This is a genomic window from Cobetia marina (assembly GCF_001720485.1).
Taxonomy (GTDB): domain Bacteria; phylum Pseudomonadota; class Gammaproteobacteria; order Pseudomonadales; family Halomonadaceae; genus Cobetia; species Cobetia marina.
Map to the genome: position 1 here is coordinate 3,858,903 of NZ_CP017114.1, position 14,732 is coordinate 3,873,634.

The window sequence follows — 14,732 nt, forward strand, 5'->3', positions numbered from 1 at the left end:
CTTGGCGGGCCTGCCGGAACGCAGGCGAACCCTTATTGTTGGAATAGGCGAGACGTGGCGATAGCGGACGGGACAGCGAAGGTCTGGTCGTACTGCCCAGCCTTGAGTGAAGACTAGCAAGTGTCGAGCAGGGGCGGTATTTGGCGATGGGGGCATTGCGCCAACGGCCGGCCGGCATGGCGCAAACCGAAAAGTGGCAGGATTCTGCCGATCTGGTCACACTGGAGACATTCAGACACCTGGCCTGGGGACACCCGTGACGGCCCCGCCGGCAGACGGACCGGCAGACCAGCCGAGGCCATTCGGGCGCGCCAGCCCCGCGACGACGAGGAACGACAATGAATGATTTCACCCTGCACCCGCAGCTGGAGGCAGACACTCACTTCGTGGCCGATCTGGCATTGTGCAGCGTGCGCCTCATGAACGATGCGCGCTATCCCTGGTTGATGCTGGTGCCACGCCGTGCGGACATTCGCGAAGTCTATGAGCTGGACAGCCATTCCCAGCACCAGCTGTGGCACGAGACCACCCTGCTCGGCGAGCTGTTGATGCAGCTCAGTGACGGCGAAAAGCTCAATATCGGCACCCTGGGCAATGTCGTGTCACAGCTGCATGTACACGTGATCGCCCGCAGCAGCGATGATGCCACCTGGCCCGGGCCGGTCTGGGGAGTGGGACGCCCGAAGGCCTATGACAATGAAGCGCTCACCACGCTGATTGACACGCTACGCATGAAGATCGCCGAGCTGCCGACCTATTCCTTCTAGCGCCCTGTTCAGGCGCCAACGACAACGGGGCCCAGCGGGCCCCGTTGTCGTGATGGGAAGGAAAGCCAGTCAGCATGACATCAGTCGGGTGCCGAGCGCTGGACGCTGGATCGCCAGGCACCTGTCATGTGCCTGCTTCTGGTGTCTCGACGGCGGGGCGCGGAGCCACCAGAGACGCGGCGGGAGCGGCACGCAGCGGGGACGGCGCGCTCTGCGCCGCGCGCCCGAACGGCGAGGCACCGCGTCCGGTGGGAGAGTCCAGCGCCTTGAGACTGCTGGCGACCAACAAAGCCCCGAACACGCTGATGACGATCCCGCCGAGCAGCCCGATCACCGCGGCCCATGGCCACTGACGAAGCACTCCGCCCGCTTCGCGCTTGCCGGTCAGACGCGCCGTGCCCGCCGCCAGACGCCCGCTGGCCTTCATCAGCAGCGTGGCCATCGCCACGCTGCCCACCGTCAGCGCGGTGCCCAGTGACATCGCCAGCACCGCCAGTACCCCGCTGCCGACCAGATTCAGCGCCAGCGCGGCCAGCAATACCAGAATCGCGCCGGAACACGGCCGCAGGCCGATCGCCAGCACCGCCATGCCCATGGTGCGCCAGTCGCCGCTGGCCTGCTCCGCCGTCACGCCATGCGCATGGCCGCAACCGCAGTCATGCCCGTGTGAATGATCGTGGCCGTGAGAGTGGTCGCGACCATGCGACGGCTCGAACGCCAGCCCCTGCATCGCTGGCGCTTCCTGTGTCGTCACGCTCTCTTCCATGCCAGTGGTGGCGGGCGCCCTGAGTGCCCGCCACAACGCACGCGCGGCACGCCACAGCAGCAGCAGGCCCAACGCCAGTACGCCGACATGGCTGAGCAGAGTGACCTTCTCGACCTGCCCGAGCACCTCACGCCCGGCCCAGTCGAGCAGTCCCGCCCCCAGCCCCACCAGCACCAGCGCACTCACGCCCTGCAGCAAGGCCGCCAGCAGCGAGAGCCATAGCGCACGTCGCCGCGCGATGGGCTGGCTGGCCAGCAGCGTACTGATCACCACCTTGCCATGGCCGGGGCCCGCCGCATGCAGCACTCCGTAGGTGAAGGACAGCCCGATCAGCGCCCAGGGGGTGCCGGGGTGCGCGGCAAGCTCGCTCATGGCACGCCCGAGCGAGCGCTGAAAACGCGACTGTTCAGCGAAGATCCAGCCCAGCGCCTCACCCCAGGCCTGTACCAGACTCGGCCACAGGGCCATGCCCAGCACGATCAATCCGAATCCGAGGGCCAGCCAGCCGGCCAGGCGTCGCCCTCGCGAAGAGGCCGGCTTGAGCAGGCCATCACGCATGCCCTTGAGGCTTTTGACATCCCCAAGCCCGGTGGTGTCCTTGTGCTCATCGCTCATCGAGACGCCTCACAATGGACACTGCCGACATCGGCGAAATACTGGCCAAGATCCATCGGCGCGGTGGCATTGATATCCAGCATCGAGGCCTCGGCGACCTTCTGGGGATCCGGGTCTGCCTTGGCGATCTTCGCCGTACAGTCCATCGGCACCTGCTGCGAGGACAACCCCTTGATCACCAGCCCTTCCTGGACGGCGATCGCATCCGGGTCATGCAGGATCTCGATGTAATAGGTGGGATCATAGATGCGATAACTGAGCGTATGGCCGGCCATCGGCACGGGTTCGGCCAGAGGCAGTTCCATCTGGAAGGCGACGCGCTCCCCCTTGAGCCAGGTGGTCTGGCGTGTCGCCTCTCCCAGCGCCACCGGCGCTCCGTCACGCTGAACATGGGTGTAATAATCGAACTGGGAAAGATTGGCGAGGATCTCGCTGCCCAGCGCATCCAGGCGCTGCTCCATGCTGGTATCGTCCTGCAGGGCGGCCAGCTCCTGCCGCAGCGTCAGGCTATAGAAGGGGTCCAGCAACCAGTACTGACGCAATGCCACCGCCCGCCCCTGATCATCCAGGCGCAGGGTCACGCGCAGATCCACCCAGCCATGCGGATGGGCAAGCGCCGGTTGACTGACCATCAACGACGCGATGGCCAACATGCCGACCCACGCCCCCGTCAGCAAGCGCAGGCAACGACGCCAGGCGCGCGGAAACGATCGCGCATCATCGCGATGATCAACAGCAAGGGGCATGCAGACACTCCGGAAAGGCGGATACGAAGAAAAGCGAATGCCAGGCGTGGCACATCGTCGTTACCTTATAACATTCGGGGGCACGAACCACCCCTTCGACGCCAGACCGACAATTTGATTCCCGAGCAGGCGCTCATTCCGATGCCCCGTCCGCACCATGGCGAAAGTCATCACGCCGCAGTCCGTACTTGTGCATCTTGAGATTGAGCGTCCGGCGCGGCAGGGCCAGTTCCTCCAGCACCTGGGCAATGTTGCCTCGGGCACGTGTCAGGGCCGCTCGAATCAGCGTCGCCTCGAACAACGCCACCTGCGCGGCAAGCCCGTCCGGGTCCTCCTCTCCCGCTTCCTGCCCGGTCGCCGGCGGCTCCTGTCCCTGTTCACCCAGCACGGTTCGCTGGCTGGCCAGCTGACGCAGCTGGGCAAGATTTCCGGGCCAGTCGGCCGCCATGAGGGTCGTCAGCTCGCCCCGGACGAAGGGCAGGTCAGGAACCTGATGAACGTCGGCGGCCTGGCGGCTGAAATGCGCCATCAACAACGGGATATCCTCGCGCCGCTCACGCAGTGTCGGCGTGACCAGCTCGATCTCCGCCAGCGCGTGCCCCCGCGTCAGCCCCAGCGTGCCGGAGGCCACCAAGGCCTGGACGCTGCACTCGGCGCTGAAGACCACCCGCGGCGCGCGACGTCCGCCCTCGGGCTGAGCGTTCAGCCAGGCGTCCAGCCACTGCCACTGCTCACGGCTCAGGACGTCGACGTCATGCAGCAACAGGGTATTCATCTCGGGAGCGGCCTGAAGAGCCTCATCAATCGCCTCGGACAATGCTGCGCCGCTCGACGCCGCGCCGCTCGACGCCTTGGTGCTCGATGCCTTGGTGCTCGATGCCTTAGTGCTCGACGCCATACCGACCAGGGCACGACATTCGACCTTCGCCAGCAACGCGGAGGCCGGCGATGTGCCAGCGCGCTGGGCCTCTCCCTCCGCCGGCGCATGCTCGGCGAGTGCCAGCGCCGTGGTGGTCCGCCCGCTGCCCGACTCCCCCGTGATCCAGACGCGTGCCGGATGCCCCTTGAGCTCCAGTATCTGCTCGCGCAACTGACGTATCTTCGCGCTTTCACCACGTAGCAGACCGGCAAGCCCCCGCACGCTCAGGCGACGACGCAGCCGCTGGTTCTCATCGCTCAGCCGCCGGCCTGCCAGCGCCTGACGCAGCTTGAGCTCGAGCGCTTCCGGGTCAAAGGGCTTCTCGATGAAATCGCGCGCTCCGCCCTGCATGGCCGAGACCGCAGTGGCCACATCGCCATGCCCTGTCATCATCAGCACCGGCAGCTCCGGCGCCTCGAGCGTGAGCCGTGACAGCAGCGTCAGCCCATCCATGCCCGGCATGCGAATGTCACTGATCACCACACTGACCGGCTCGCCGGCGGCCAGCGCTTCCAGCAAGGCCTCGGCTCTCGGGAAGCATCGCAGGTTGAGGTCCGCAAGTTCCAGCCACTGAGACAGCGATTCCCGCACGGCCGGGTCGTCGTCCACCAGCCAGATGGGCGCCTCGCGGGTCAGCTCATGATCCTGAGTCAGGCGCTCATCGCCCGTCTCGAAGGCAGCATCACTCATGGTCAGGTGCCTCCGGGGTCAGTCGAGTGGGTGTCGGGCTGCCCGCGTCATCAGGGGGCGTGCACAGCCACAGTTCGAAGTTGGCACCGCCCAGCGCACCCGGCGGGGCATCGTCCGAAAGCCGCAGGACACCGCCCAGGTCACGTGCCATGCCATAGCTCAGAAAGAGCCCCATGCCCATGCCGTCACCCACTTCGCGGGTGGTGGTGAAGGGGTCGAACAGGGTGGCACGCAATGCCGGGTCGATCCCGGGGCCATTGTCCTCGATGCGCAGGCAACCGCCGGGCCGCCCCTCGAGCCAGGCAACCTCAGGCCAGGCCTGCCAGCTCAGCCGGATACGGGCGCCCCCGTCCAGAGTGCCATCGCGCTGCTGACCCTCCAGCGCATCCACGGCATTGCGGATCAGATTGGTGAGCAGCTGCTCGAGGCGCGCCTGCTCTCCTATCACCCGCACCTCTGGCATCAGTCCCTGCCGCTCGATCACGAGCCCCAGAAGCTCGCACCGCTCATCAAGCAGTTCCAGGGCGTACTCGATGCGAGGCACCAGTGCCAGCGGCGCTGGCGGCTGCTGACTGGCCGGCCGCACGAACACCCGCAACTGGCGGATCATGTCGCCCAGACGCTCGGCCAGTGCCGCGATACGCGTGAAATTGCCGCTCGCCGCTTCGGCGGCACGTGGCAGCAGCTCCGGGCGGGTCGTCGCCTGAGACACGCCACGCGTCAGCAACTTCCCGCCACTGGCGGCATAGGTGCGAATGCCGACCAGCGGCTGATTGAGTTCATGGGCAATGCCGGCAGCCATGGTGCCCAACGCCGCCAGCTTGCCCGCCTGCACCAGCTCGTCACGGGTGGCCTCAAGCTCGCGGGAGCGCTCGGCGACACGCTCCTCGAGACGCTCGTTGATCTCACGCATGACCACCGCCTCACGCCGGATGAGCCGAAGGCGCGCCTGACGCTCGCGCATCCACAGCGCCAGCATGCCCAGCCCCAGCAGTACCGCCAGCCCGGCCAGCATGGTGTTGCGCGCCTGTATATAGAGAGGCCGCAGCGGCATCAGAAAGTGCAGTTGCCAGGCCAGCGGACCACTGAACAGCGACTCATCCAGATAGCGCTGGCCGACGGAAGTCGAGGAGCGGGAAGACGCCTCTCCCGCCCCCAGCACCAGACTGCCGTCTTCCAGCGAGCGCGCCAGCGGGGAGAGCGGCGCCCCGCGGAATTGCTGCTGCGCCCGGATGTCGTCGAGAGCGGCGGGCGCGAGAGGTTCGAGGGTGCGGTATTTCCAGCTCCGCCGTGAGGCCAGCAGCACGACACGATTGGCATCGGCCAGCAGTACCGTTTCGCCGGCCTGGCGCCAGGTATCCTCCAGCGCCTCCAGCGAGACCTTGACCACCAGCACGCCCAGCGGCTGGCCGTCCGCCCCCGCCACGGGCGCGGACACGAAGTAGCCGGGGCGCCCCGTGGTATTGCCCACCGCAAAGAATTCCCCGCGCCCGCCCGCCATCGCATCCAGGAAATAGGGCCGGTAGGCGTAGCGATGGCCCACGAAGCTGTCAGATTCATCGAAGTTGCTCGCGGCCAGCGTCACGCCGGAGGCATCCGTCAGGAAGATCGCGGCGGCGCCGGATTCCCGGGCCACACGCTGCAGGTGCCAGTCGAGACGATTGCCGGACTCGGCGATATCGGCCGTGTCATCGAAGGCGGCACGCACGCGCGGTTGTCGCGCCAGCATGGCGGGCAGCCACTGAAAGCGCGACAACTCCGCATTGAGGGTGCTGGCATAGAAGTGCAGCCGAGTGGCCGCATGCTGGCGTGCCTCACGCTCGCTGCGGGCGAACTCCCACTGCCAGAGCGCGAACAGCACCAGTACGCCGGCCAACAGGCTGGCGCCCAGTGCCAGCCAGGCCAGGCGCCGTCGTCGGTGCAGACTCAATCCCTCCGGGCGCAAGCGATCGGAAGATGCCCGATCACGCCCCGGGGCATGGCGCGATGTCATGGGGTGCTGGCGATCATGGCGTGCCGATCACCGGCACGGTACGTGCGTTCAGCGCCACTGCCACGTCCACCAGCAGGTTGTCGAGACGCCCCGGCGCGATCTCGGCGCCATTGCTGTCACCCGTCACGCTCAGACGAATCTGGCCGTTCACCTCACTCACCCAGGCGTCGAGGGTCAGCGGTGGTCTGGCGGCGTAGCTGGCATCCAGCCGCTCGAGATCCGGGTCTGCCCGCTCGATGATGAAGCCGCGCTCCGCAAGCGTGGTCATCAGCGTGACGAAGACCTGCCGGGAGGTCAGCGTGCCGCTGTCGGGCGCGATCACCGCGGTACGGGAGTCCGGCGCATGGGTCGGCTGTGTCATGCAGCCGCCCAGCGACAGCAGGGCGAGACAGGCCACCAGACGCAGGCAGCGAGGAAGGGAAGGATTCATCAGCGCACCTCTCGAGGATCACGGCCCGCCAGCGCGGCTTCCAGCTGACGTTCGATCTGTTGACAGCTCTCGCTGAGATTCTGTGGTCGAGCATCGATGACATACCCGCCCTGGTTGATGACCTGCTCATCACGGATCACGCGCACTCGCTCGTCCGGTGCCACCAGCGAGATGCGCTCGAAACTGATCGGGTCGTCCCGATAGACGTCATTGCCCACCCCGACACCGATGCCACGCCCGGCGGCCACGCCGTAGCCCACCGAGAACCCGATGCGAGAGCCGAAGGGCCCCTCGATGGCCCCGAGTCCCGGTTGGTCGACCTTGCGCTCCCCGGTCACCAGGCCCAGCGACAGCTCACTTTCGCGCACCTTGTAGCCGCGGGCCTCCACGACCTCGGCGGCGGCGCGCAGCCACTGATCGGCATCGCCCTGACGCGGGAAGATGCAGGCCGCAGGCAGCGCTTCGCTGTCATGGGCAGATAGCGGGTCCTGACTCGTCAGCGTGGAACAGCCGCTCAACAGCAGCAGGCCCGAGATGAGCAGCCCCGTGCGAGACACCGCTCCGGCCTGCGGCGTTCGAGCGCTTGCCTCGGTCCGAGAGGGAGCTAAGGAAAGTCGAGAGAACATACGAACGTCTCCGGTCAGCCATCTGACTTGGCGATCCATCACGATTTTCATCCGCGAGATGGCGCAAAGCCACTAGACTGACACTTAAGCCTTGTAGGATTTGTGCATAACTATAGTATCAAGCAGTAAAGGGGCCTGAATGCAGACGGTCTCATCTTAGCTCGCCACCACGCCAACGCCTACCTCATGCATGTTCCCGGGCGACGGCCAGTACCGGCTGGCACGACGCCTGACCCGCGATGCGCCATGGCATCAGCGTGCCGAAGCGCTTTCGTCCCCATCGCATTTCCATGGCCTCATCATCGGTTACACATGGAAACGATATGGCGCGGACAACTCACGACGCCACAGGTTCAATAAGTTACCATTATCGTCGAACAGGCAATCAGGGAGAGAAATTTATGTCAGAAAATGCCGACCAACCTACGGTCGCGAAGATCAATCCACCAGTCTTCTTCGGCTCCGCCGTGGTGATACTGGCGTTCGTGATCTTCACCGTATCCATGCCCGAGACGGCGAACGTGGTCTTCGGCCACGTCCAGACCTGGATCATCGATACCGTCGGCTGGTTCTACCTGCTGGCCATGGGGCTGTTCGTGGTCTTCACGCTGGGGCTCGCCTTCTCGAAATCCGGTGACATCAAGCTGGGGCCGGACCACTCCGAGCCGGACTTCAGCTACGGCTCCTGGTTCGCGATGCTGTTTTCCGCGGGCATGGGTATCGGCCTGATGTTCTATGGTGTCGCCGAGCCGGTCTTCCACTTCACCGCACCGCCCGTGGGCGATGCCGGTACCGTGGAAGCCGCTCGCGAGGCCATGAAGACCACCTTCTTCCATTGGGGCATCCACGCCTGGGGCGTCTATGCCGTCGTGGCACTGGCGCTGGCCTACTTCAGCTTCCGCCACAACCTGCCGCTGCGCATCAGCTCCGCGCTGTACCCGCTGATCGGCAAGCGCATCCACGGCCCGATCGGTCATGCCGTCGACATCTTCGCCGTCTTCGGCACCATGTTCGGGGTGGCCACCTCGCTGGGTCTGGGGGTGCTGCAGGTCAGCTCCGGTCTGCATTATCTGTTCGATATCGACAACAGCCTGACCACCCAGGTCATCCTGATCGCCATCATCACCGGCCTGGCGACCATCTCCGTAGTCATGGGGCTGGACGGCGGCATCCGTCGTCTCTCCGAGCTGAACCTCGGTCTTGCGCTGGCATTGATGCTGTTCGTGCTGTGCGTTGGCCCGACCATCTTCCTGCTGCAGACCCTGATCCAGAACATCGGTGGCTACCTCAGCGAAGTGGTCGACAAGACCTTCAACATGTTCGCCTACATCCCGGAAGACGGCCCGTCCGAGTGGCTGGGTGGCTGGACCCTGTTCTACTGGGGCTGGTGGATCGCGTGGTCCCCGTTCGTCGGCATGTTCATCGCACGCGTCTCGCGTGGTCGTACCATCCGTGAATTCGTCTATGGCGTGCTGTTCGTGCCGATGGGCTTCACCTTCATGTGGCTGACCTTCTTCGGCGACAGTGCACTGCACCTGTTGATGACCGACGCCGCTGGCAATCTGGCCGAGGCCGTCTCCGCGGATGCCTCCGTGGCACTGTTCAAGTTCCTGGAACTGTTCCCGTTCGGTAGCGTGACCTCCCTGCTGGCCACGGTGCTGGTGGTGACCTTCTTCGTCACCTCCTCCGACTCCGGCTCATTGGTCATCGACATGCTGACCTCGAAGGAAGGCGATGAATCTCCGGTCTGGCAGCGCATCTTCTGGGCCGTGTCCGAAGGTTTCGTGGCCGTGGCGCTGCTGATGGCCGGGGGTCTCGGCGCACTGCAGACCGCCTCGCTGGCCTCTGCTCTGCCCTTCGCCATCATCCTGATGTTCGTCTGCTACGGCCTGCTCAAGGCGCTGCGTCTTGAAGGCGTCAAGCAGCGCTCCATGCAGCATCTCAGCAACACGCCGGGGCATACCGCCGGTGGTGCACGCAGCTGGCAGAAGCGCGTCCAGACCCTGGTCGAGACGCCGCAGCAGAAGAATGTCGAGCAGTATCTGTCGGATGTCGTGACGCCGGCGCTGTCGGATGTCGCCAAGGAGTTCGAGGCGCAGGGACTGGATGTGCGCGTCAACGACGAAGATGACCGCAGCTATCTGCAGGTCAGCCATGGCGACGAGATCGACTTCATCTATGGCGTACGTGTCCGCGAGTATGCGGCACCGGCCTTCGCGCTGCGCAACGTCAAGCGCAAGGGCACCAGTGACGTGGAGCGCCAGTACCGGGCCGAGGTCTTCCTGCGCGAAGGCGGCCAGACCTATGACCTGATGGGCTACACCAAGGAGCAGGTCATCGGTGATGTACTGGATCAGTACGAGAAGCACATGCACTTCCTGCACATGGCGCGCAACTGACGCCTGAGCGTTGCTGAAGTGATGACAGCTGCTGGTCTGGCTGTCGCAAAGGCCCCGCCCCGTGCGGGGCCTTTGCGTTTCTCACGGTCATGCCCCGGCAATGAACCGCGTGCTACCTTGCCGTGCCACCTTGAAAAGCGTCATCCTGAGCCGCATGTACCAGAAAGACGCTTGATCACGGATTCATCGTGAGGCACTGGATGGCTCAGTCATCCGATCATTCGCACCGGAACACGTCATAGCACCAGACGATCACGACGATGCAGCGAATTCGTTACTGCACGGCACCGTCACCCTCTACACTGGTGTCATCGACCCGGTTGCTCGGGCCTGGTGCCATGGGCTTGGCTTCATGAACCTGAGGCACTCGAAGGTAAGGGATATCGCCTGCTTGTCCTCAGTGCCCGCGCCCTGCCTCACCACGTATTCCAACCACATTTCACGTCGCCCATTCTCAAGGAGAGTCTTCATGTCCACCGATACCAATGCCATTGGCCTGCATACTTCCAGCGCAACCCAGCTGGCGGAGCACCTCAATGTGCTGCTGGCCAACTACCAGACCTTCTACATGAACGCGCGTGGCTATCACTGGAACGTGAAGGGCAACCAGTTCTTCGAGCTGCACGTGAAGTTCGAGGAAACCTACACCGACCTGCTGACCAAGGTCGACGAGATCGCCGAGCGCATCCTGACCCTGGGTCACGAGCCGATGCACGCCTACAGCGATTACGCTCGCGTGGCGACCATCAAGGAAGACACCCACGTCAGCGATGGCACCGCTTGCGTCAAGGGTCTGCTCACCGGCTATAAGTCCCTGATCGAGCTGCAGCGTGAAATCCTCTCCGTCGCCTCCGATGCCGACGATGAAGGGACTGCCTCGCTGGTCGGCGACTACATCCGCGAGCAGGAAAAGACGGTCTGGATGCTGTCCGCCTACCTGGGCGAGTGATTCTGACCAAGACACCATCGCGTGTCTGACACTGCCGCCAGCGTGATCGGCAGGCCGTGAACGCCGCCTTCTGTCCCGTGCTTGCGCGGTGTCCGGAAGGCGGCGTTTTCGTGGGTCGGACACCATTCGAGGGGCAGACTCGAGAAGAACTTGAGCTCGAGAAGGACTTGAGCCCGAGAAGAACTTGAGCTCGAGAAGCACCTGAGCAAGAGGCGCAGGACCATGCTCGGAAGCGCATCATCACGCGACACGCAGGGTGGCTGCCAATCAGGCAGGTTGATCAGGCGTCATACCAGGAGGGTTGCATGTCACTGCCGCTGACACGTCTGCTACGCAAGTTGCTGCATGTGGCTGCCAAGCCCATGCGCCATGCCCAGGGCAAGGATGGTTGCGTCATCCATGCCTATCGTGGCTATGGCTCACACAATGAAGCCTTTCTGATGGGCCGCATCTTCCAGCAGCCCGGCTCGCGCAGTCAGCTGGCGCCCGGGGCCGGGCGCGACCTGATGGATGTCGGCCGCCGTCTGCTGCGCTGGGGCAAGGGCGGCGTGGAGGTGGACGTCAGCCTTGGCGGCAACCAGACCACGGTCGTCACCGACCGCGATGGCTACTTCAGCGTCCACCTGCCTCTGCTGTCGCCCTTGGCAGATCAAGGCCAATGGCAGACGGCACGGATCACCGCCCGGCCGCCGAAGCAGGCCGCTGTCGAGGGCGAGGCCCAGGTCTACCTGCCACCGGCCAGCACCCGGCTGGGCGTGATCAGCGATATCGACGACACCGTGATGTACACCGGTGTCGCCAACAAGCTCAAGATGCTCTATCGGCTGTTCATCGAATCCGCCGAGCGACGCACTGCCTTCCCGGGAGTCGCCGCGCTCTATCAGGCGCTCCACGAGGGCAGCGACGGTCAGCAGAGTCGCCCGCTGCTCTACGTCTCACGCGGCCCCTGGAGCATCTATGAGATGCTGGAGGTGTTCTTCCAGCACAACCGCATCCCGGTCGGCCCCATCCTGTTCCTGCGCGAATGGGGGCTGACGCTGCAGCGCCCCCTGCCCAAGCGCTCGGAAGACCACAAGCAGGCGCTGATCGAGAAGATGCTCGACCTGTATGACGAGATGCAGTTCCTGCTCATAGGAGACAGCGGTCAGCATGATCCGGAGGTCTATGCCGATGTCGTGCGCCGTTACCCGGGCCGCATCTGCGCCATCTACATTCGCCAGATCGGTGACTCCGAATCGCGCAAGGCAGAGCTGGCCACGCTGGGCGAGGAGCTCTCCGCACTGGGCTGCGACATGCTGTTGAGCACCGACAGCCTCGACATGGCGCATCATGCACACGCCAATGACTACATCGATGCCGCCAGTGTCGAGATGGTACGTGCCGAGATCGAGCATCAGCGCGCCGAAGAGCCTGTCTGACCCACGACGACACGCGATACGCACAACGCAAGACGGAGACCCCGAGGTCTCCGTCTTGCGTTGTGGCCAGCTGGCAAGATCAGGCGATACGTGAGCGAATCAGGTGATCCAGTGACAGACGCCCCGGGCCCTGCAGCACCAGTACCAGCAGACTGGACAGCCACAGACCGTGGGTTACCCAGGCTTCCGGGTAGACGAACAGCTGAATGGTCAATGTCATGCCGGCCAGACCCAGCGCGGCAAGGCGGGAGCCCAGGCCCAGCCACAGCATCAGCGGGAAGAGATGCTCGGCAATCGTGGCCAGATAGGCGGCCAGTACCGGCGGGACCAGCGGCAACGCGTATTCGTACTCGAACAGGAAGAAGGTACTTTCCTTGAGCGCGAAGCCGTCGACCTTGGTCTGCGCTGACATGAAGAACACGGCGCCAATGACGATGCGCATCAGGATCAGCACGGCATCCATGCGCAGATTTTCCAGCCAGACGAACACGTTCAGGACTTGCCCCGCCACACCGGTACGGACCGCGGGCGTCGTGGATGACTCAAGGCTCATGATGAGGCCTCCTCAAGGATGCGCCAGTGCGCGAGAAAAAGGGGATGCGCCAGCTCGGCCCGGGTAGGTCGGCAGGAGACTGGCATGGACGAAAGATCATGGGCGACACTAGTCCGGCGCGAGAAACACGCCACTTGCCAGCAGAGGGGCCAGCAGCTGCCCCAGGTCCTGCTCGGGATGGACATCCGCCAGCATGGCGGCCGCATCCGCGAGCGATTCACCCGCCAACAGCAGGTCGAGCAACCAGGCAGCCGCCTCTGACAGCACCGTCACCTGAACCTCCAGGACCGGACGGGTGATCAGCAGGTTCTCGGGCCGCGCGACATCCAGGCCTTCAAGGCTGGCTCCCTCATTCTGGTGGCGCTGCCATACCTCGAAGATCGCATGCTCCAGGCGCAGCAGACCTGCCGCGGGATGAGGCAGGAAGGTCAACGCCATCACCGCCTCGGGTGACAGCTGCGCCAGCCTGGCCGGTGCCAGCACTTCAGCGTCGGCGGCGTGATAGGCCGTGAGACGCGCGGCCTCGAACCGCGCCAGATCCACCGCGTAGAACGGCAGCTGAGCGGCCGATGCCTGTCGATGCTCGACCAGCGTCGTCAGAGTCGTGTGCAAGGTCTCGGCAAGCCCCGCCCCGTACTCCATCATCAAGGGCGATTCCGGCAGGTGACGGCGTGAGTGATCATGCGCCAGTGCCGCGAAGAAGCGCTCGCCCACGACCTGACGCGTCACGGGATAGGCGTCCTGCAGCGCGGAGATCAGGCTGGCCCAGACATTGTTGCGATAGACGTCAAGACGCCCCTGATGTGCCGCCTCGATGCCCGGCAGATGACGGTCAGGCTGCTCAAGCGCCGTGATGAAGGCCCGCTGCCAGGTGAGAAGATCATGGTCAGTCATGGGGGCCGTTGGCGTGCTCATCGCGGACTCTCCACCTGAGGGCCAGAGGTCTGCGGAACCCGAGAGCCCTGCTGAACCAAGGCGCTCTGCAGAACCTGCTCGGCCCGAGCCGTCTGCCCCAGCAACACCTCCAGCGCCGGCACCTGGGTATCCCACTCGATCAGGGTCGGGCGCGGCCCGACTCGCTGGATGAAGTCGGCATACAAGGCCCATACCGCCTCGCAGACCGGCGCACCGTGATTGTCGATCAGCAGGCCTTCGCGCTCATCGACGACATGACCCGCCAGATGGATCTCGCCGACGGCCGCGGCCGGGATCGACTCAAGCCAGGCCGCAGGATCGACACCGATGTTGTGCGCCGAGACGAAGACATTGTTGACGTCGATCAACAGTCCACAGCCGCTGCGCTCGACCAGGCGAGTCAGGAAATTCGTCTCGGGAATCAACTCCGCGCCCAGAGCCTGCGCATCAAAGCGCAGATAGTGTGCGGGATTCTCGATCAATACCTGGCGGCCCAGGCAGTCCTGCAGCCGCATCAGGTTATCGCTGACCCGTGCCAGCATCGCGTCGGTCAATGGCACCGGCAGCAGGTCGTTGTAGAAGTGGCCGCTATGGCCGGCCCAGGCCAGATGCTCTGACACACTGGTGGGCGGGTGACGCTCGCAGAGCGCTCGAAGGCGCGCCAGATGCGCGGCCTCCAGCGGACGATCCGATGCCAGCGACAGGCCGACACCATGGATCGACAGCGGATACTCCTGCAGCGCATCCAGCCGCGCATGGGGAGCTCCGCCTGCGCCCATGTAGTTCTCGGCATGAATCTCGAGGAACCCCAGCGCCGGCCGTGATGACATCAGCTCCCTGACATGCTGCGCCTTGAGGCTGATTCCCGTGGCCATGTCATCGAACGACGGCAAGGCCGTACCGAAATCCGGGCTGCGGGAGGTGGGGGATGACTCGTGCATGACGA

13 protein-coding genes are annotated in these 14,732 nt (G+C 64.7%); 4 read left to right on the forward strand and 9 right to left on the reverse strand.

The annotated features are described in order from the left end of the window. Positions 1-338 precede the first annotated feature (338 nt). The gene (locus BFX80_RS16240; protein WP_077378676.1) at positions 339-767 is read left to right on the forward strand and encodes an HIT domain-containing protein; all 429 of its coding nucleotides are present in this window, start codon (positions 339-341) and stop codon (positions 765-767) included. Positions 768-891: 124 nt separating this feature from the next. Here the strand turns inward: BFX80_RS16240 and BFX80_RS16245 are convergent, their stop codons facing one another. The 6 genes from BFX80_RS16245 to BFX80_RS16270 form a co-directional block, all read right to left on the reverse strand. Further along, positions 892-2,148 (reverse strand): nickel/cobalt transporter, encoded by a 1,257-nt coding sequence (locus BFX80_RS16245; RefSeq protein WP_084209434.1) that lies wholly within the window; start codon positions 2,146-2,148, stop codon positions 892-894. Beyond that, entirely contained in the window at positions 2,145-2,894 is a 750-nt protein-coding gene (locus tag BFX80_RS16250; RefSeq protein ID WP_077378670.1) for a DUF1007 family protein, read from the reverse strand. The genes BFX80_RS16245 and BFX80_RS16250 overlap by 4 nt, the downstream gene beginning before the upstream one ends. A 133-nt stretch (positions 2,895-3,027) precedes the next feature. Then, positions 3,028-4,503, reverse strand: a complete 1,476-nt coding sequence (locus tag BFX80_RS16255) for a sigma-54-dependent transcriptional regulator (protein ID WP_084209435.1) — start codon at positions 4,501-4,503, stop codon at positions 3,028-3,030. Then, the gene (locus BFX80_RS16260) at positions 4,496-6,496 is read right to left on the reverse strand and encodes a sensor histidine kinase (protein ID WP_084209436.1); all 2,001 of its coding nucleotides are present in this window, start codon (positions 6,494-6,496) and stop codon (positions 4,496-4,498) included. Before BFX80_RS16260 ends, BFX80_RS16255 begins: the two co-directional genes overlap by 8 nt. A gap of 13 nt (positions 6,497-6,509) precedes the next feature. Continuing rightward, entirely contained in the window at positions 6,510-6,926 is a 417-nt protein-coding gene (locus BFX80_RS16265) for a hypothetical protein (RefSeq protein ID WP_084209437.1), read from the reverse strand. Beyond that, positions 6,926-7,483, reverse strand: coding sequence for a hypothetical protein (locus BFX80_RS16270; RefSeq protein ID WP_077378658.1), 558 nt, complete (start codon positions 7,481-7,483; stop codon positions 6,926-6,928). The genes BFX80_RS16265 and BFX80_RS16270 overlap by 1 nt, the downstream gene beginning before the upstream one ends. A gap of 470 nt (positions 7,484-7,953) precedes the next feature. Between BFX80_RS16270 and betT the strand changes: the two genes are divergently transcribed. From betT to BFX80_RS16285, 3 genes are all read left to right on the forward strand, one after another. Beyond that, on the forward strand, positions 7,954-9,951 hold the full coding sequence (betT, locus tag BFX80_RS16275) for a choline BCCT transporter BetT (protein WP_077378655.1): 1,998 nt from the start codon (positions 7,954-7,956) through the stop codon (positions 9,949-9,951). 469 nt (positions 9,952-10,420) lie between these two features. Beyond that, positions 10,421-10,900, forward strand: coding sequence for a Dps family protein (locus BFX80_RS16280; RefSeq protein WP_065392451.1), 480 nt, complete (start codon positions 10,421-10,423; stop codon positions 10,898-10,900). A 305-nt stretch (positions 10,901-11,205) separates the two neighbouring features. Then, a complete protein-coding gene (locus BFX80_RS16285) occupies positions 11,206-12,318 on the forward strand; it encodes an App1 family protein (RefSeq protein ID WP_077378652.1) in 1,113 nt (370 codons plus the stop codon). A 79-nt stretch (positions 12,319-12,397) separates the two neighbouring features. Here the strand turns inward: BFX80_RS16285 and BFX80_RS16290 are convergent, their stop codons facing one another. The 3 genes from BFX80_RS16290 to bufB form a co-directional block, all read right to left on the reverse strand. Then, a complete protein-coding gene (locus tag BFX80_RS16290; RefSeq protein ID WP_077378649.1) occupies positions 12,398-12,871 on the reverse strand; it encodes a DoxX family protein in 474 nt (157 codons plus the stop codon). A gap of 108 nt (positions 12,872-12,979) precedes the next feature. Beyond that, positions 12,980-13,786, reverse strand: coding sequence for an HvfC/BufC N-terminal domain-containing protein (locus tag BFX80_RS16295; RefSeq protein WP_084209438.1), 807 nt, complete (start codon positions 13,784-13,786; stop codon positions 12,980-12,982). Beyond that, positions 13,783-14,727, reverse strand: coding sequence for an MNIO family bufferin maturase (gene bufB, locus BFX80_RS16300; protein ID WP_084209439.1), 945 nt, complete (start codon positions 14,725-14,727; stop codon positions 13,783-13,785). The genes BFX80_RS16295 and bufB overlap by 4 nt, the downstream gene beginning before the upstream one ends. Positions 14,728-14,732: the final 5 nt, after the last annotated feature.

Bases quoted from the DNA above. Each gene is read 5' to 3' on its own strand.
- BFX80_RS16285 (WP_077378652.1), top strand. From the start codon at position 11,206: ATGTCACTGCCGCTGACACGTCTGCTACGCAAGTTGCTGCATGTGGCT.
- BFX80_RS16245 (WP_084209434.1), bottom strand. From the start codon at position 2,148: ATGAGCGATGAGCACAAGGACACCACCGGGCTTGGGGATGTCAAAAGC.
- BFX80_RS16255 (WP_084209435.1), bottom strand. From the start codon at position 4,503: ATGAGTGATGCTGCCTTCGAGACGGGCGATGAGCGCCTGACTCAGGAT.
- BFX80_RS16260 (WP_084209436.1), bottom strand. From the start codon at position 6,496: ATGACATCGCGCCATGCCCCGGGGCGTGATCGGGCATCTTCCGATCGC.
- BFX80_RS16280 (WP_065392451.1), top strand. From the start codon at position 10,421: ATGTCCACCGATACCAATGCCATTGGCCTGCATACTTCCAGCGCAACC.
- BFX80_RS16250 (WP_077378670.1), bottom strand. From the start codon at position 2,894: ATGCCCCTTGCTGTTGATCATCGCGATGATGCGCGATCGTTTCCGCGC.
- bufB (WP_084209439.1), bottom strand. From the start codon at position 14,727: ATGCACGAGTCATCCCCCACCTCCCGCAGCCCGGATTTCGGTACGGCC.
- BFX80_RS16265 (WP_084209437.1), bottom strand. From the start codon at position 6,926: ATGAATCCTTCCCTTCCTCGCTGCCTGCGTCTGGTGGCCTGTCTCGCC.
- BFX80_RS16295 (WP_084209438.1), bottom strand. From the start codon at position 13,786: ATGAGCACGCCAACGGCCCCCATGACTGACCATGATCTTCTCACCTGG.
- BFX80_RS16290 (WP_077378649.1), bottom strand. From the start codon at position 12,871: ATGAGCCTTGAGTCATCCACGACGCCCGCGGTCCGTACCGGTGTGGCG.
- BFX80_RS16240 (WP_077378676.1), top strand. From the start codon at position 339: ATGAATGATTTCACCCTGCACCCGCAGCTGGAGGCAGACACTCACTTC.
- betT (WP_077378655.1), top strand. From the start codon at position 7,954: ATGTCAGAAAATGCCGACCAACCTACGGTCGCGAAGATCAATCCACCA.